A 16,876-nucleotide genomic window follows, 5' to 3' on the forward strand; every position below is an offset into this window, starting at 1 on the left:
GCCGTGCCGGCGCTCGCGGACCGGGTGCGGCGGGAGCGCCGGGCAGACCTTGAGAGCCGCGCTGGGATGGTGATGCAGCTCTTCGTGCTGGCGAAGATCGTCGGACGGCACGCTGGTCCGAACGACGACCCGCGAATGGGGCCGGCGCACCGGGAGGCCGCCCGACTGATCCGCGCTCTTCAGGGGGACTGAACGTCTACCTGTCGGCAAGGCGCCAACGTCACCGAATAGGGAAGGAACACGCATGGATTCCTCCACACGCGGTCCAGCCGGCCACGACGCCGAGGACATCGCGAGCGCGAAGGAGCGAGGTTGGAGCGATCTGGCACCCATCGATGACGCCTACCAGGCGGGCGAGATCACGGCCACCGAGTGGCACGCCGCCGTCCTGGACGTCATCGAACCGGCCTACCTCAACGGCGACAACCCGCGGGCCCAGTCTGGCCACAGCGGCGACGACACCCGCTGGCGAGAAGCCCGCAGCCTGATCGTCGACCTGCTCCCATCCCCCGGTGGGACGTTCCTCGACATCGGATGCGCCAACGGTCACCTTATGGAGAGCCTGACCGAATGGGCAGTCGAAGTCGGGATCACCATCGAGCCGTACGGGGTGGAGATCTCCGCCGCCCTCGCCGACCTCGCCCGAACCCGCTGCCCACAGTGGGCCGGCCGGATCTGGACCGCCAACGCTATGGGCTGGAAACCTCCGCATCGCTTCGACGCCGTCCGCACCGGCCTGGACTACGTCCCGGCGGACCTGCGGGGAGCGTACGTAGCTCATCTGCTGGACCAAGTCGTCGCCCCGGGCGGCCGATTGATCATCGGCGTCTACAACGAGGAGCGGGACCGGTCCACGACGGCGGACCTGCTGCGGTCCTGCGGCTACACCCCGGCTGGTACCACTGCAAGAGACCACCGGCACCCCAAGATCCAGTACAAGGGTCTGTGGGTGGCAAACGCCGAGTAAGCCCTTCGCTGCCGCGCGTCACTCTGGCGAGCGATAGTGAGCCGCGGCCTGGCTCGCTAGGGTCGTGTGTGGAAACGGAGTTGATGTGCTGCACTCTTTCGCGCTCGGGCTCGACGACCACCACCAGCCAGCGAGGAGTCTTGCCCTGACTGGGGTTCTCCCGGTCGGCTGTGTCGCCGATGAGGAAGGCAGTCGCTTCGTGTGTGAGCGCGAGGGCGAGCACCTGCTTGACGCGATCGGTCAGGTTGCTCGCGAGGTCCGTCGAAGCCACGGCGTCGTGCTGAACGACGTTGGGGTGGAGAAGCTCGACGAGTGGTTCTGCGACGGCCTCAACGGCTACGGGGCTGAGTCGGTGGCACAGCTGCTGTTGCTCGCAGTCCACCGGGCTGAGCTGCTCGGCTACACCTCGGCGGATGTGGTGAGGTTCATCCACGCGGTGACCGACCCATCGACTCACGTGACGGTCGATGCGGGTGGTGCTCACCAGCCGAGGGGCTTGCGCTCGTAGAAGAGACCACCGGTAGGGCCGCCGTCGGGGAGGGTGGCGAGCCAGACCGGGGTATCGGCCGCCTCTTCGGGCGTGCGATCGGTCTCGCCATAGGCCATGCGAGTCGCCATGCGCCCGGGGGAGGCCGCGTTGACGAGGATGCCGGTGCCGTCGAGTTCGGCGGCGAGGATCTGGGTGAGGGCGTTGAGGCCAGCTTTGGAAACCCGGTAACTCACGTTGCCGGTCCCCATGTTGCTCTGCGAGCCGAGGTGGCTGGTGATGTTGACGATCCGGCCATACTCGTTCTTGCGCATCTCCTGAGCGGCTGCGGCGGCGAGCCGCCAGGCACCGAGGAGGTTGGTGTCCAGAGTGGCTCGGATGCGCTCGAAGTCCGGTGCGGCGGCGGCCTGGCCGCGGTCGACCGCGACGGCGGCGTTGTTGACCAGCACGTCCAGGCGGCCGAGCGGAGCGGCGACGTCGGCGACGCACCGGGCGACGCTGGCCGGGTCGGTGACGTCGAGTTCGTGGGAGTGGACGAACAGGCCCTTGCGGCCGAGGGCTTCCGTCGCCTCACGGCCGGCGAGGCGGTCGCGCACGCCGAGGACAACCTGCATGCCTTGTTCGGCGAGGCGGGTGGCAATGGCGAGCCCAAGACCGCGGTTTCCACCGGAGACGAGGGCGACGCGGGAGACGGGGTGTGTGGTCATGCGGCCAGTGTGGCGAGCAGCTGGTCGAGGCGCTGGACTTTCGGGTCTTTGGCGGTGAGTGGCAGTTCGGCACGGGCGGCAGTCGCACGGGCGGCGTTCCGCTGGGACGGGGCGGCGGTGATCATCGGGACGGCCGTCTCCAGGAGGTGGACGGCGTGGTCCGCGTCGCCCAGAGCGGTGTGGGTTCGCGCGGTCTGGATGGTGTAGGTGGCGAGGTCGCGGTGCTTGGCAGCCGGCATGAGGTCGAGCGCGGTGACGTAGTGGCGCTGTGCGAGCCGGGGGCGCCCGAGGTCTGCATGGCAGGTGGCGGTCTGAGCGTGGAACTCGGCCGCGTCGAAGTAGCTGGTCCAGGCGGGATCGTCGTCGCCCACGTTGGCTCGGCCCATCTGCGTCTCGGCGGCGGCCAGTAGGCGGTCGCACTCGGCGCGGTCGCCGCAGGCCGCTGCGGCGCGGGCCTGTCGTAGGAGCAGCATGGCGCGGGTGCGGGGGGTGACCTCGCCCGCGCCGTCAACGGCAGCTGCCGCGAGCGCACGGGAGTCCGCGAAGAGGCCGTGGTCGTAGCACTGGAGGCTGAGCGACTTGATGATGTTGGCGCCCAGCGCCCGGTCGCCGGCAGAGTGGGCGGAACGAAGGCCACTGGCCCAGTACCGCTGGGCGGCGGCGTGAAGGCCGGCGTCGAAGGACGACCACCCGGCGAGGCGGGCCAGTTCTGCGCCGAGGCGGAGAAGCCGCTGGCCGACCCGGTCGGAGTAGGACGCCTCCTTGAGGATGCCGGTGACGGTGTCGAGTTCGGCTCCCAGGAGGTGGCGGGCACGCGGTCCACCGAGGCGGGCCTCGAGACGGCGAAGGCGGGGCAGGCCGTCCTCCAGGTCCGCGACGAGCTGCGTGTCGATACGGCCTCCTGTGAGGGCGGCGACGACCGGCTCGGGGTCTTCGGTGAGCCACTGGCCAGCCAACGCGACCAGGGCCTCGCCGCCGAGCTTCATGAATCCGCGTCGGTCGAGCATGGCGTGCTCCAGGGTGTCATCCAACGACTGGAGCGTCCCCGACCGGGTCCAGGGGAAACCGGTGCGGACAGGGTTGCCGTCCGGCAGCCATCCGGGCCAGCCGAGTCGGTGCACCTCGCTCATCGGAATGCCGAGTTCGGCGGCGAGGGCTGCTTGGCTGTCGGCGTCCGGCTCAACGCCCCAGTGCTCCCACTTCCAAGCCTTGCGCCGGTCGGCGGTCCGACGAGTCGGCTTGGCGGCGATGTTGACAACATCCTGATAGGTCCAGCCGCGTTCCTCCCGCACCACACTCAGCGGATGTACCAGCCGGACCGGTGCTCGTAAGCCGGTCGACCGGCCCATCCCCAACCCCCGATCTGTTCACCGGACCGTAGCCGGTCCGCAACTGTGCGCTGATGGTACATCCGTTGCAGTTGGGGCCAGAAGACGACAGGAAGACGACAAACCCGCTCTGTTCAGCGCCAGTTGATCGGGGGTTAGCTAGTGCTCCCCCCGACGGGTGCCCGACTGGCTGAACTGCGGCCGGGCACCCCGGAGGGCCGACCGGGGACCACCTCAGAGACCTGACGCTGACCCGGCCGCACGACGAGAAGACGTCCGCTGACGGACGGACCACTCGCACCGATCACCGGGGCGCGACAAGCCGGCCGCGCCCGCACCCGTTCACCGTGTACGCCGCTTCAGTCCGCCGTGCCCTCGTGCCGCCGGGCGGGTCGGTCGTGCCCGAGCCTGGAGGAGTCCCATGCCTCGAAGGACCGCTGTCGTGACCGGTGGAGCCGGATTCATCGGCTCCCACCTGTGCGACGCGCTGATCCGCGACGGCCTCGCCGTGGTCTGCGTCGACAACTTCCTGACCGGCAGCCGCGACAACATCGCGCACCTGCTCGGCACCGAGCACTTCGAGCTGGTCGAGCAGGACGTCAACGACAAGCTCGCCGTCGCGGGCGAGGTGGACGTGGTCTTCCACCTGGCCTCGCCGGCCTCCCCGGCGGACTACCTGCGTCACCCCCTTCCGACGCTGTCGGTCGGCTCCATCGGCACGCTGAACGTGCTGGAGCTGGCGAAGGAGCGCGGGGCCCGGTTCGTCCTGGCCTCGACCTCGGAGGTGTACGGCGACCCGCACCAGCACCCGCAGACCGAGGCGTACTGGGGCAACGTCAACCCGATCGGCCCGCGCAGCGTCTACGACGAGGCCAAGCGCTTCTCGGAGGCGAGCACCGCCGCGTACCGCCGCGAGTTCGGCACCAACACCGCGATCGTGCGAATCTTCAACACCTTCGGCCCGCGGATGCGCACCGACGACGGCCGCGCGGTGCCGGCCTTCATCACCCGGGCGCTCGCCGGGCAGCCCCTGCAGGTCGCCGGGGACGGCGGCCAGAGCCGCTCGCTGTGCTACGTGGAGGACACGGTGGCCGGACTGCTGGCGGTCGCCGCGAGCGACCACCCGGGCCCGGTCAACCTGGGCACCGAGGACGAGCGGACGGTGCTGGCCCTCGCCCACCTGGTCCTCGACCTCACCGGCTCCGCCGCGGAGGTGGAGTTCACCGCCCTGCCCGAGGACGACCCGGTCCGCCGCAGGCCCGACACCACCCTGGCCCGCGAGGAGTTCGGGTGGGCACCGCGGACGGCGATCGAGGACGGCCTGGCCGCCACCGTCAGCTGGTTCACCGAGCAGCTCGCCGCCGGGGCCACCCGATGAGCGCGCCGACCGCCGAAGCCCTCGGCCAGCTCTGGGCCAACGGGTACACGGTCGTTCCGGCCGTGGTCACCGGCCCGCTGCTGGGGCGGCTGCGCGCCGAGGCCGACGCCTTGGTGGCCGCGTTCGAGGACGGCCACCGCAGCGAGGACTTCTGGCACTTCACCCGCGAAGGCGAGAGCACGCCGGTGCTCTACCGCGTCCACAATCTCGAGCGGCAGTCGGGCGCCCCGCTCGCGGCCGGGCTGTTCGCCACCGGCCCGCTGCACCACCTCGCCGAGACCATCCTGGGCGGTCCGGTGCGGGCCCGGGTCATCGCCATGATCGTCAAGATGCCGCAGGTGGCCGCCGCCGTCCCCTGGCACCGCGACCGCACCGACGCCGAACCCGGCCGCGCCATCAACCTGAGCCTGTTCCTGGACGACTCCGACGCCTCCAACGGAGCGCTGGAGTTCGTGCCCGGCAGCCACCTGCTGGCCGACGACGCCGAGGTGGAGAAGGTCCGCACCGCAGGGCCCGTGCTGACGGTCGGCGCGAAGGCCGGCGACGTGGCCGCGCACGACGTGCGGACCGTCCACGCCTCGCGCCCCAACCCCACCGAGCGGCCCCGCCGCAGCCTCGTCATCGAGTTCGTCCCCGACACCACGGAGGCACCGTGACCAGCCCCGCACCCGCGCCCCGCCGACCGAAGGTCGCCACCGTCACGGTCGGCACCAACGAGGCACGCTGGCTGACCGCCTGCCTGTCCACCCTCCTCGCCAGCAACACCCCCGACCTCGACCTCACCGTCTGGTACGTCGACAACGCCTCCACCGACGGCAGCACCGAGATGATCCGCGACACCTTCCCCACGGTGCAGATCATCCAGAACGACACCAACCTCGGCTTCGCCCGCGCCAACAACGTCGGCATGCGCGCCGCCCTGACCGCCGGCGCCGACTACGTGTTCCTCGTCAACCCCGACACCCGTACCCCGGCCGACCTCGTCCACCAGCTGACCGCCTTCATGGAGCAGTGGCCCACCTACGGCATCTGCGGCCCCATGCAGTACGTCTACACCGACGCCGACGGCAGCACCGTCGCGCTGGACGAGCACAACGACTGGTCACGCCTCGCGCTGAAGCTCGGCGAGGCCGACGGCTTCGTGGGCGACCGCCCGAACCGGCCCTCCCCGGCCGGCCCCGAGCACGGCCGCGCCCCCGCCACCCTGGAGCACGCCTACGTCCAGGGCGCCGCCCTGTTCGTCCGGGCCGAGGTCCTGCGCACGCTCGGCCTGTTCGACCGGGTCTTCCACACCTACTACGAGGAGACCGACCTGTGCCGCCGGGCCCGCTGGGCGGGCTGGCGGGTCGCTCTCAACCTGGACCTGGGCATCCAGCACTACGGCGGTGGGGGAACCGGCGCGAGCACCTACCGGCGGGTGCAGATGCGCCGCAACCGGTACTACTTCCTGCTCACCGACGTCACCTGGACGTGGCCCGCGATCCTCTCCCTGGCCGGGCGGTGGCTGCGCCAGGACCTGGCCGGCCGCTCGGTCGGCGGGAACACCACGGTGGTCCGCGGGTGGGCGGAGACGGCCACCGCCGCCTGGTGGCTGCTGCGGCTCACCCCGACCATCGCCCGGCGCCGCCGAGCCCACCACCGCCTGCGCACCGCCGGGGGTGCGCGGTGACCAGGGTGCTGTTCGCCGGCGACTTCCACTGGCAGGCCGGATCGGCGCACATGATCAGCGAGTACGTGCGCGCCGCCCCGGCACTGGACTGCGAAGTCGCCCTCGCCGGGCCGCTGTGCCGCCTGGACGACCAGGTCCCCGGCCTGCTGCCGGTCGTCGACGACCTCGCCTGGGGCACCCACCTGGTCCTGGTCTTCGAGGGCCGCCAGTTCCTGGACGAGCGGCGGCTGGAGCTGTGCGAGCGCTTCCCGCGGAGCCGCCGGATCGTCCTGGACCCGGACGCCCACTGGGGCGAGCACACCGTCCTCGGAGACGACGACTCCGCCGGACCCTACGGCCACCAGCAGTGGCAGCAGCTCTACCGGCAGCTGAGCGACGTCATCCTCCAGCCGCGCCTCGGCAAGCTCCCCGACGGCGCGCAGTTCTTCCCGTACTTCGGGATGCCCAAGCCGGTGCACCGGCCGGAGCGGACACCGGCCGCGACCTACGACCTCCAGTACGTCGGTGCGAACTGGTGGCGCTGGGACGCACTCGCAGACCTGGTCGAAGCCGCCCGGTCCGCCAAGCCGCCGCTGACCCGCCTGCGGGTGGCCGGCCGCTGGTGGTCCGGCGACCCCCACCCCGAGCACCTCACCGCCACCGCCAACCGGCCCGGCTGGCTGGCCGAGCACGGCGTCAAGGTCACCGGCCCCGTCCCGTTCGGCCAGGTCCTCACCCAGATGGCGAAGGCCGAGATCACCCCGATCTTGGCCCGCCCCCTGCTTGCCCACCAACAGCTGCTCACCCCACGCATGTTCGAGACCGTCGCGGCCGGCACCTTGCCCGCCCTGCCGCCCGAACTCGCCTACACCACCGACCTCTACGGCGAACAGATCGGCCCGTTCCTGCTCGGCGGCGACGCAGCCGAGGACCTCGCGCGGCTCCTGCGCGACGGCCCCGCCAACCGCCTGCGGCTCGGCCGCATCCAGGACGAGCTCCGACGCCGGTTCAACTACCGGCGCGTCTTGGGCGACCTGCTCGCCTTCACCAACTAGCCCGGGAGGCCACCGTGCCGAACATCCTGCTCACCGGCATCACCAGCTGCGAGAGCCGAGGAGTCGAGGCCCTCGCCCGCTCCCTGGCCACCTCGCTGACCGCCGCTCCCGATACCACGGTCACCGTTCTCACCCAGACCCCCGACCTCGACAGCGAAGCGCTCGCCGGCAGCGGCGCCGACTGCACCGCGGACCCGTTCGTCGTCTCCCGCTCCTGGGCCACGATGCGGCCGGTCGAAACCGAGCAGCACCGCCGCGAACGCGCCTCCCGCCTCGTCAAGCAGGCGGACCTGGTCCTCGCCACTGGCGGTGACCTGCACACCTCCGATTACGGCGTCTCCACCTCCTACCTCGCCGTGCTCGACCGGGCCCAGAAGCTAGGCATCCCCACCGCGATGGTCGGCCAGTCCGTCGGCTTCACCGACCCCGCCGAGCAGGCCGCGTTCACCGTCACCGCCCAGCGCCTCGACCTGTTGACCGTCCGCGAGAGCACCACCTGGGCCTACCTCACCGGCCCCCTCGCCTTACCCGAGGACCGGGTAGTGCTCGCCGCCGACCCTGCCTTCCTCCTCCAGCCGTCCAGCCCCGACCGCACCGCGCAGCTGCTCGCCGACGCCGGCCTCGACGCCACCCAGGAGTACGTGTGCCTGGCGCCGAGCCGGGGCGTCACCCGCTACAGCCCGATCAGCGACGCCCAGCACCTGGACGCGCTGACCCGACTCGCCGACACCCTGTGGCGCGTTCGCTGCCGCCCGCTGGTCCTCGTGCCGCACTGCCACGACTCCCGCGAGCACAACGACGACCGCCTCCTGGCCCGGCAGATCGCGGCCCGCCTCCCGAACGTGCCGGTGCACGTCCTGGACGCCGACGGCACCGGGGCCGGCGACTACAAGGCCGTCCTCGGAGGGGCGGAGCTGGTGGTCTCCGAGCGCTTGCACGCCTCGATCGGCGCCCTCTCCAGCGGTACCCCCGCCGTCGCCCTCGGCCACAGCCCGAAGTTCCACGGCGTCCTCGCCGACACCTACGGCCCCGACGTCCCGCCCGGCGACGTCCACCGTGACATCGCCGCATTCACCGCCGACCCGGGCGCCGCCGAACACCTCGCCCACCTCGACACCGAGAAGCTCCGCGACCACCTCGCCACCCGGCTCCCCACTCAGGCCGCACTCGCCACCGCGGACATCGCCCGGGTGCGGGCGCTCCTCAATTCCTGACTCTCCCAGCCCGATCGGAGCACAGCATGGCCCTTCACCTGGTGACCGGCGGAGCCGGATTCATCGGCTCCCACCTCGCCGACCGGCTCCTGGGCGCCGGACACGAGGTCGTCGTCCTCGACAACCTCGACGGCGGCAAGAAGGAGAACGTCCCCGACGGCGCGCGGCTCGTTGTCGGCTCGATCGCCGACCGGGGCACCGTGGACGACCTCTTCGCCGACCACGCCTTCGACAGCGTCTTCCACTTGGGAGCCTTTGCCGCCGAGGGCATCAGCCACGCCGTCAAGGCCCACAACTACGAGGTCAACGTCCTCGGCAGCATCCACCTGATCAACGCCGCCCTGCGCACCCGCGTCCGGTACTTCTCCTACGCCTCCTCCGTCGCCGTCTACGGCACCGGCCGCGTCCCGATGTGCGAGGACGACCACCCCCAGCCCGTCGACAGCTACGGCAACGCCAAGCTCACCATCGAGCGCGAACTCGCCATCACCGCGCACATGCAGGGCCTGCCGTTCACCGCGCTGCGGATGCACAACGTCTACGGCGAGCGTCAGAACATGGGCGATCCACTGCGCAACGCCGTGGCGATCTTCCTCAACCAGATCCTGCGCGGCGAGCCGATCACCGTCTACGGCGACGGCAGCCAGCGCCGCTCCTTCACCTACGTCCACGACATCGTCGGCTGCTTCCTCGACGCCGCCGACAACTCCCAGCACTGGAACCGGGTGATCAACGTCGGCAGCCAGCAGCCCTGCACCGTCCTGGAGATGGCCCACGCGGTCCGCGAGGCGATGGGCGTGCCGGACCACCCGATCCGCCACCTGGAGACCCGCGAGGAGGTCCACGCCGCCTACACCAGCAGCGAACTCGCCCGGATGCTGCTCGGTGACTGGAAGGACACCCCGCTGGCCGCCGGCCTCGCCGCCACCGCCGCCTGGGCCAAGGGCCACGGCCCCGTCACCCCGCGCAGCACGCTCACCCTCGAAACCGGCTCCGACACCCAGCCCGAGTGGTACACCACCGCCACCTCCCGGACGGACACTCCGTGACCAAGCCCGCCAAGGCCGCCGACCCGGCCGTCGAGACCATCGCCACCGACGTCGGCGGCGTCCTCTACTACGACGAGCCCTTCGAACTCGCCTGGCTCCAAGGCGTCCTGGAGCTGGCCGGCGAGGCCGACCCGACTCTGACCATCGAGCGGTTCACCGCCGAGATGCGCCGCTTCTACCTCCAGCGGGCCAGCGCCACCGCCAGCCCCGGTCTCTACAGCCCGGCCGGCGCGCACGCCTGGACCAGCGTCCGCCGCCGCTGGTCCGACCTCGCGCAGCTGGTCCCCGGCGCCGTCACTGCCCTCGCCAGCCTCGCCGAGCACCGGCCGGTGTGCGTGGTCGCCAACCAGCCCCCCGAGTGCGAGGAGGTCCTGCGCGCCAGCGGCGCCACCGAGCACCTGGCCCTCGTCGCCCTCGACACCACCGTTGGCATCGCCAAGCCCGACCCCGGCCTGCTCGGCTGGGCGATCGAGCAGCTCGGCTGGAACCCGGCCACCACCCTGATGGTCGGCGACCGGCCAGACCACGACGCCGCCCCCGCCCAGCGCCTCGGTGCCCACGCCGCGCTCGTCACCCCGCCCACCGGCTGGAGCGCCCCGCCCGGCACCGACCCGGCGCTGGTCGCCGCCTACCGGGAGGTGCGGGCCGAACGCATGGGGGTCCGCCGGCACCCCGCCGCCGACCACAGCCTGCACGCCCGCGACCTCGCCGACCTGGCCACCCGGTTCGCCGACCGCGCCCCGGCCCGGCACCGCACGGTGGTGGTCCGATGACTGTCCCGCTCACGGTGGCGGTGTGCAGCAACCGGCCCGACCTGCTGCTGGCCGCCCTCGACCGGCTCCCCGGCGTACTCGGCACGGACGACCACCTCGTGGTCGTCGTGGATACCGCCGCGGACGCCGCCACCCAGCGGCGGCTCACCGTGCCCGCCGACCGGCGCACCGTACTCTTCAACGGGGCCACCATCGGCCTGTCGTACAGCCGCAACCTCGCGCTGAAGGAGGCCCCCACCCGGCACGTCGTGTTCGTGGACGACGACATCGTGCCCACCACCGACGCCGTAGAGGACTTGCGCGCCGCCCTGGCCGACGGGGCGCACGTGGCCGGCACCCGGATCACCGCCGATCTCCAGGGCCGCCGAACTCCGTGGTGGCTGACCACCGGGCAGCTGCACTACCTCGGTTCCCACCACCCGGACCTGCCCGCCAGCATCTGGGGCGGGTGCTTCGCCCTCGACCGCGACCACGCCCGGCTGCTCGGCCTCGACTTCGACAGCCGTCTGGGCCGCGTGGGCACCAACCTGGCCTCCGCCGAGGACACCACGCTCGTGCGTCGGCTCGCCACTCTCGGCGCGACCACCGCTGTTCTCCACGACACGCAGGTGCGCCACCTGATCCCTGTCCACCGGCTCCGCCCCGGCTACCTCCTGCGCCGTGCCTACTGGCAGGGCCGCAGCGAGGTCCGCCGCGGCACCGCCCGCGCCGGCCTGCACAAGGAGTGGAGACGCAACCGCTCCGGCGGCCCCGGCGGTCGCCCCGCCGTGCTCGCCGTCCTCTACACGGCCGCCGTGCTGACCGGCATCGGCCGCGAACTCCTCGATCCCGCTCGGAGGCGCTCGTGAAGATCGCCATGCTCAACCCGCCCCACCGCTTCGGGCAGGACACCACCCGGTGGATCACCGTCCCGCCGCAGGGCTACGGCGGCATCCAGTGGGTGGTCGCCACCCTCATCGACGGACTCCTCGCCGCCGGACACGAGATCCTCCTGGTCGGTGCCCCCGGCAGCACCCCCCAGCCGGGCCTCACCGTCTCCGACGCCACCACCTACGACACCACTCGGGACGCGCTGAGCGCGTTCGGCCCGGACGTGGTGCACGACCACACCAACGGCCAGCTGCTGCCTGCCGAACCCGACTGGCCCGCCGTCCGCACCCACCACCTCAACGGCGTGCCCGAGCACACGGCGAACGGCGTCTACCTCTCCCACGCCCAGCGCCGCGCCGCCGGGTCCGCGGAGGCACCGGTCATCCGGCTGCCGGTCAACCCCGACCGCTACACCTACCGGGAGGAGAAGGAGGACTTCCTGCTGTTCCTCGGCCGAGTCTCCGTCCACAAGGGCGCAAGGGACGCCGCCGCCTTCGCCCAAGCCGCCGGCCTCCCACTGAAGCTCGCCGGACCCGCCTGGGAGCCGGACTACCTGCACGGCATCCTCACCGACTACCCCGGCACCGCCGAGTACGTCGGCGAGGTCGGAGGCAGCCGGCGCACCGAGCTGCTCGCCGCCGCCCACGCCCTGCTCGTCCTCTCCCAGCCGTTCGGCGGACCCTTCGGAGGCGAGTGGATCGAACCTGGCGCCACCGTCGTCGCCGAGGCCGCCGTCAGCGGTACCCCGGTCATCGCCACCGACAACGGGTGCCTCGCCGAGATCGCTCCGCACGTCGGCACCGTCCTGCCGGTCGAGCGGACGCCCACCCCGGAGGAGACCGCCAAGATCCTGGCCGGCCTCCCGGCCCCGGAGTACCTCCGCGTCACCGCCGTCGACCGCTGGGGCCACCACGTGATCGCCGCGAAGTACCTGGAGGTCTACCGCCGCGCCGCCGTGGGCGGCACCTGGACCTGACCTGCGGTCAGCACGAACGCTTCCCGGCCGCGATCCGCTGCCGGGAAGCCTCGTACAGGATCGCCGTCGCGGCGTTCGCGGCGTTCAGCGAACTGGCCGCCCCAGTCATCGGGATGCTCACCGTGAAGTCGCACAGCTCCCGCCACGCGCTGGACAGCCCGGTCGTCTCGTTGCCCACCAGCAGCAGCACCGGCTGAGTCAGGTCGAAGTCGAAGACATCGGCGTCGCCCTTCTCGTCTGTGCCCACCAGGACCAGGGGGTGACCGGCGGCACGCTGCTGCTCCACCCAGGCCATCACCTCGGTCGGCCCCGGCACCCGGACGGACGGCAGCGAGAACAGGCTGCCGGTGGTCGCCCGCACGGCCTTCGGGTCGTAGACGTCAGCGGCGTGGCCGGAGACGATCATGCCGTGTGCGCCGAAGGCATCTGCCGACCGGATGATGCTCCCGATGTTGCCCGGCGTGGTCGGCCTGTCGAACAGGACACCCAGGAAGTCCGGCCCGACCTCGATCCGACCGAGGTCGTCCGCCGGCACGCCGACCACCGCGATCACCTCGGGCGCCCCCTCGGTCTTCTCACCCAGCTCCGCCAGCAGCTCGGGAGCCATCACGACCCGCTCGGCCCGGGTCGTCCGGAGCAGCTCCTGCGCCCAGCTCGACAGTTTCCGCCGGTCGTCGTACAGAAGTGCGTGGATCGGCCAGCCGTACTCAACGGCGAGTGAGATTGGCCGAACCCCCTGGACCAGGAACTCGCCGAGCTGGTTGCGCTTCTTCCGGTTCGTGAGCAGGGCCTCCCACAGCTGGAACTTCGCGTTGCGGGAGGTGATCCGCTGGATCGCTGGCACCTGTCCTCCAAGATGAGCCGTCTTCTTCGATGCGTTCCGACCACGGCGGAGTCCGCACCAGCGCAGCTCAAAACCCTACACCGGCAGCAGTGCCCGACCGTGTTCGCGGACCGGACCACAATGAGACCGAAGAACCTGGCAACCGTCACCGCCACCGCCACCGCCCGGAGCATGCCGTGATCACCCGCCGCGACGCCAGCAGCATCACTGCCGATGCCGAGAACACCCTCCTCGACGCCCGCGGACTCACCCCCGCCGACCTGATCGCCGCCGGCACCGAGGCCCGTGTCTACGCCCTCGGCCACGACCAGGTCCTCAAGGTCTACGCCGACCCCGACCAGCGCTCTGCGCTGGAGACCATCGCCGACCTCTACTGGCGCTTCGACCGCACCAGCGTGCCCTTCGCCCTGCCCGAGATCCAGAACATCGAGCAGCACGGCCCCCTGCTGGCCGTCACCGAGACCCGCCTGCCCGGCGCCTCGATGGGCGACGCCCTCGACCTCACCGACCCGGCCACCGAAGCCGTGTACCTGGCCGCCGTCCGCGACTTCACCGGCCTGCGCCTGACCACCCCGCTCGACCGGCGCATGCTCCTCGACCCCGACCCGGCCCACCAGGGCGAGGACTGGCACGCCTTCCTGCGCCGCCTCCTCGCGCAGAAGCTCCCCAAGGTCCTCCCCGACCTGCGCCGCGACGTCCCGGCCGTAGACCACATCACCGACCGGCTCACCGCGCGGCTCGCCCGCCCCTACACCGGCCCCGAAGGCGTCATCCACGGCGACCTCTACCCGGACAACATCCTCGTCGCCGACAGCAAGGTATCTGGCGTCATCGACCTTGGCACCTTCACCCTGCTCGGAGACCCGCTCTACGACCTCGCGGGGGCCTGCGCCTACTACCGGATGTACGACCCGGACCGCGTCGAGGTCCGCAACCGGCTGCTGGCCGCTGCTGCCCAGGACCTCTCCGCTGATCGGCGCGGTGACCTCGCCGACTACCTGCACACGATCGCCTTGCTCAGCTGCGACCTCTACCCCGAGCAGAACACAGACATCCGCGAGACCGGCCACTACCAGTGGGCCGCCGACGTCCTCAACGCCGCGACGACCCGGCGCCGCTGACTGCAGACATGCTGCCGTGCGCGCTGACCGCGACACCGCTGTGGCAGATGCCGGGGAGGGCGCTATGCGCACTTTCATCCAGTGTGATCAAGGTCGCTCGGCGCCGGCTTCACTTGCGGACGGTTCGCGGCTATGGTCCGTCGTCCCTCCGGTCGGGGCAGGCCCGGCCGAGGAACGAGGAGGCCCTCCCTGCGTATCCACCGCAGCCCCCACCCGTCGAACTTCGTGATCATCCCGAACGCTCTGGCGCAGAACCGCTCCCTCTCCTACACCGCCAAGGGTCTGTTCGTCGATCTGATCTCGCGGCCGGAGGAGTGGCGTGAGACCTGTCGGCAGATGGCGGACTCCAGTCCGCAGGGCCGGAAGACGGTGGAGGACGCGCTCGACGAGCTTCGGGCGTGGGGGTACTACCGGGTGGACGTGGTGCGGTTGCCGACCGGACGGCTTCGCTCCGAGGCGCATCTCTTCGACGTGCCGCAGCGGGCAATGCTGCCGGGTGCCGACATACCGGCGTCCGGTGGACCGGAGTGCGGTGATCCTGACGCCCTTCTTGGAAAGTACCTGGTGAAAGAACCCTCCCGCCCTGTCGCCGAGGAGCCGCAGGCGGAGGAGCCGCGCGGATCGCGGCCCGAGGAGGAGAAGGGAGGGCGGGGGGACGAACCCGACTCCCGAACGACCGCCGAGGGCGGGCGGGAGGCTGACGAGGAGACTAGGGCGGCGGCTGCGGTCCTCCTGCGGGCGGTCCGGCCCGAGCGCAGACTGCCGCTCGGGCAGGCCGAAGCGGCGGCCCTCGCACCGCTGGTGCGGGCGTGGCTGGACCGGGGCGGCTCGGAAGAGGGGCTGCGCGAGGCGCTGCTGGCCGGACTGCCCAGCGTGATCTACTCGCCGGCCAAGGTGGTGCAGAGCCGTCTCGAGCGCAAGATGCCGCCGTCGCAGTACCTGGACACGCCGCCGCCGCGCCGACGCCTCGCCGAGTGCGAGGAGTGCCGGGATCCGCTGCCGAAGCCGGGCCTGTGCCCGGCGTGCTCGGGAACTCGCCGCCAGAGCGCTCCGGACGAGGCGCGGGCACGGACGACGGCCAGGGGGCTGGCCAAGGTCCGGGCGGCGATGGCCACCGGGACGGCCGAGGCCGCGTAGGGCCCGCTGTCGGGCGCGTGGGCAGACCAGCGACTGCGCTGACCTGGGCGAACGCTTGCGACCCGTGTGGGCCCCGTGTGGGCCGTGTGCGGGGGCGGGGAGGAAGCCCCCACCCCCGCACACGCCGGTACCTAGACGTGCACCGGCAGGGAGACCAGACCGCGGACCAGCCGGGACTGCCGCCAGACGAGCTGGTCGGCCGGGATGGCCAGCCGAAGGCCGGGGGAGTGCGCCAGCAGGACGGAGAGCACGATCTCGACCTCCGCGCTGGCCAGCGGTGCACCCAGGCACCGGTGGATCCCGTGGCCGAAGGCCAGGTGGCTGCCCGCGTTCGCGCGGCCGAGGTCGAGCCGGTCGGGGTCGGGGAACTTCGCCGGGTCGCGGTTGGCCGCGCCCGGGCACACGAAGACCGGGCTGCCGGCGGGCACGGTGGCCTCGGCGAGTTCGACATCCTCGGGTGCCCATCGCCACGTGGCGATGCTGACCGGGGAGTCGTACCGCAGCAGCTCGTCGACGGCGTCGGCGATGCAGTGCGGGCTGGTGCGCAGATGCTCCAGTTCGGCGGGGTGCTGGAGAAGCGCCAGCACGGAGTTGCCGATCGCCGCAGTGGTGGTCTCGTGGCCGGCGACCAGGAGCAGCACGGCGAGCGAGAGCAGCTCGTCCTCGCTGAGCCGGTTCTCGTCCTGGTCGTGGACCGAGATCAGGTCGGAGAGCAGCGAGCGGTCCGGGTGGGCGCGCTTGGCCTCGATCAGCCCGGCCATGTATCCGGCCAGGGCGTGGGAGGCCGCGTCGATCCGCTGGTGGTCGCCGGTGGCGAACAGGTCGGTTGACCAGGCCCTGATCGAGTCCCTGTCGGTCGTCGGTACGCCGAGGAGCTGGCAGATGACGGTGACCGGCAGCGGGCCCGCCAGCTCCTCGACGAGGTCGACCTCGGTGCCGCCCTCCCAGTTCCCGACCAGCTGCTCGGCGAGAGCGCGGATGTACGGGCGCAGCCCGTCCACCCGGGCCGGGGTGAACGCCCTCGTCAGCAGCCGGCGCAGCCGGGTGTGTTCGGGCGGGTCGACGGTGAGCATGGTGCGGGCGATGGCGGGGTGGAGCGACCGTCCCGAGGGCCTGTCCGCGAAGTAGGCGCCGGCGTCCTTGGACAGCGGTGCGGTGAACGCCTTCCGAGCCTCGTCGTAGCCGGTGACGACGGCCGAGGTGGAGGCCCCGCCGTCCAAGGACACCTGCAGGACCGGGGAGGAGGTCCGCAAGGCGGAGTAGGTGGGGTAGCGGTCGGCGTAGAACGCCGGGTCGGCGAAGGGAGAGGCCATGGTCGTTCC

The 16,876-nt window shown here is 71.8% G+C and carries 17 protein-coding genes and 1 pseudogene; 14 read left to right on the forward strand and 4 right to left on the reverse strand.

The features are described 5' to 3' along the window. The 3 genes and pseudogenes from MCM47_RS22310 to MCM47_RS22320 all read left to right on the forward strand — a co-directional run. A pseudogene (locus MCM47_RS22310) lies at positions 1 to 192 on the forward strand (hypothetical protein); the annotation flags it as partial. Between the two features lie 52 nt (positions 193 to 244). After that, complete coding sequence (locus tag MCM47_RS22315; RefSeq protein ID WP_238863457.1) at positions 245 to 967, forward strand: bifunctional 2-polyprenyl-6-hydroxyphenol methylase/3-demethylubiquinol 3-O-methyltransferase UbiG; 723 nt, start codon at positions 245 to 247, stop codon at positions 965 to 967. A gap of 85 nt (positions 968 to 1,052) precedes the next feature. Continuing rightward, on the forward strand, positions 1,053 to 1,475 hold the full coding sequence (locus MCM47_RS22320; RefSeq protein WP_238863458.1) for a hypothetical protein: 423 nt from the start codon (positions 1,053 to 1,055) through the stop codon (positions 1,473 to 1,475). On the opposite strand, the gene MCM47_RS22325 is transcribed toward MCM47_RS22320, so the two are convergent. Together MCM47_RS22325 and MCM47_RS22330 are read right to left on the reverse strand one after the other, a co-directional pair. Then, positions 1,448 to 2,161 carry an SDR family NAD(P)-dependent oxidoreductase gene (locus MCM47_RS22325; RefSeq protein ID WP_238863459.1) on the reverse strand — a complete coding sequence of 238 codons (714 nt, stop codon included), beginning with the start codon at positions 2,159 to 2,161 and terminating at the stop codon, positions 1,448 to 1,450. The two genes, MCM47_RS22320 and MCM47_RS22325, sit on opposite strands and share 28 nt — an antisense overlap. Further along, positions 2,158 to 3,453 (reverse strand): tetratricopeptide repeat protein, encoded by a 1,296-nt coding sequence (locus MCM47_RS22330; RefSeq protein WP_238863460.1) that lies wholly within the window; start codon positions 3,451 to 3,453, stop codon positions 2,158 to 2,160. Before MCM47_RS22330 ends, MCM47_RS22325 begins: the two co-directional genes overlap by 4 nt. Before the next feature lie 478 nt (positions 3,454 to 3,931). Here MCM47_RS22330 and MCM47_RS22335 point away from each other — a divergent pair, with 478 nt between their 5' ends. The 9 genes from MCM47_RS22335 to MCM47_RS42630 are packed head-to-tail and all read left to right on the forward strand — an operon-like array spanning position 3,932 to position 12,452. Beyond that, positions 3,932 to 4,867 carry an NAD-dependent epimerase/dehydratase family protein gene (locus MCM47_RS22335; RefSeq protein ID WP_308222404.1) on the forward strand — a complete coding sequence of 312 codons (936 nt, stop codon included), beginning with the start codon at positions 3,932 to 3,934 and terminating at the stop codon, positions 4,865 to 4,867. Beyond that, positions 4,864 to 5,523: a phytanoyl-CoA dioxygenase family protein gene (locus MCM47_RS22340; RefSeq protein ID WP_238863462.1), complete on the forward strand. Its 660-nt coding sequence runs from the start codon at positions 4,864 to 4,866 to the stop codon at positions 5,521 to 5,523. The genes MCM47_RS22335 and MCM47_RS22340 overlap by 4 nt, the downstream gene beginning before the upstream one ends. Beyond that, positions 5,520 to 6,536 carry a glycosyltransferase family 2 protein gene (locus MCM47_RS22345; RefSeq protein ID WP_238863463.1) on the forward strand — a complete coding sequence of 339 codons (1,017 nt, stop codon included), beginning with the start codon at positions 5,520 to 5,522 and terminating at the stop codon, positions 6,534 to 6,536. Before MCM47_RS22340 ends, MCM47_RS22345 begins: the two co-directional genes overlap by 4 nt. Continuing rightward, on the forward strand, positions 6,533 to 7,570 hold the full coding sequence (locus tag MCM47_RS22350) for a hypothetical protein (protein WP_238863464.1): 1,038 nt from the start codon (positions 6,533 to 6,535) through the stop codon (positions 7,568 to 7,570). The genes MCM47_RS22345 and MCM47_RS22350 overlap by 4 nt, the downstream gene beginning before the upstream one ends. 14 nt (positions 7,571 to 7,584) lie before the next feature. After that, the gene (locus MCM47_RS22355) at positions 7,585 to 8,784 is read left to right on the forward strand and encodes a polysaccharide pyruvyl transferase family protein (RefSeq protein WP_238863465.1); all 1,200 of its coding nucleotides are present in this window, start codon (positions 7,585 to 7,587) and stop codon (positions 8,782 to 8,784) included. A gap of 26 nt (positions 8,785 to 8,810) precedes the next feature. Next, entirely contained in the window at positions 8,811 to 9,833 is a 1,023-nt protein-coding gene (locus MCM47_RS22360; RefSeq protein ID WP_238863466.1) for an NAD(P)-dependent oxidoreductase, read from the forward strand. Next, entirely contained in the window at positions 9,830 to 10,606 is a 777-nt protein-coding gene (locus MCM47_RS22365) for an HAD family hydrolase (RefSeq protein WP_238863467.1), read from the forward strand. Before MCM47_RS22360 ends, MCM47_RS22365 begins: the two co-directional genes overlap by 4 nt. Further along, positions 10,603 to 11,454 (forward strand): glycosyltransferase family 2 protein, encoded by an 852-nt coding sequence (locus tag MCM47_RS22370; RefSeq protein ID WP_238863468.1) that lies wholly within the window; start codon positions 10,603 to 10,605, stop codon positions 11,452 to 11,454. The genes MCM47_RS22365 and MCM47_RS22370 overlap by 4 nt, the downstream gene beginning before the upstream one ends. Continuing rightward, positions 11,451 to 12,452, forward strand: a complete 1,002-nt coding sequence (locus tag MCM47_RS42630; RefSeq protein WP_308222406.1) for a glycosyltransferase — start codon at positions 11,451 to 11,453, stop codon at positions 12,450 to 12,452. Before MCM47_RS22370 ends, MCM47_RS42630 begins: the two co-directional genes overlap by 4 nt. Positions 12,453 to 12,459: 7 nt before the next feature. Here MCM47_RS42630 and MCM47_RS22380 read toward each other — a convergent pair whose 3' ends face one another. Then, complete coding sequence (locus tag MCM47_RS22380) at positions 12,460 to 13,296, reverse strand: TrmH family RNA methyltransferase (protein ID WP_238863469.1); 837 nt, start codon at positions 13,294 to 13,296, stop codon at positions 12,460 to 12,462. 176 nt (positions 13,297 to 13,472) lie between these two features. Between MCM47_RS22380 and MCM47_RS22385 the strand changes: the two genes are divergently transcribed. Further along, on the forward strand, positions 13,473 to 14,417 hold the full coding sequence (locus MCM47_RS22385; protein ID WP_238863470.1) for a phosphotransferase family protein: 945 nt from the start codon (positions 13,473 to 13,475) through the stop codon (positions 14,415 to 14,417). A gap of 225 nt (positions 14,418 to 14,642) precedes the next feature. Beyond that, a complete protein-coding gene (locus MCM47_RS22390) occupies positions 14,643 to 15,554 on the forward strand; it encodes a hypothetical protein (protein ID WP_238863471.1) in 912 nt (303 codons plus the stop codon). A 131-nt stretch (positions 15,555 to 15,685) separates the two neighbouring features. Here MCM47_RS22390 and MCM47_RS22395 read toward each other — a convergent pair whose 3' ends face one another. After that, complete coding sequence (locus tag MCM47_RS22395; RefSeq protein WP_238863472.1) at positions 15,686 to 16,867, reverse strand: cytochrome P450; 1,182 nt, start codon at positions 16,865 to 16,867, stop codon at positions 15,686 to 15,688. Positions 16,868 to 16,876: the final 9 nt, after the last annotated feature.

It is taken from the genome of Kitasatospora sp. A2-31, assembly GCF_022288725.1.
Classification (GTDB): Bacteria; Actinomycetota; Actinomycetes; order Streptomycetales; family Streptomycetaceae; genus Kitasatospora.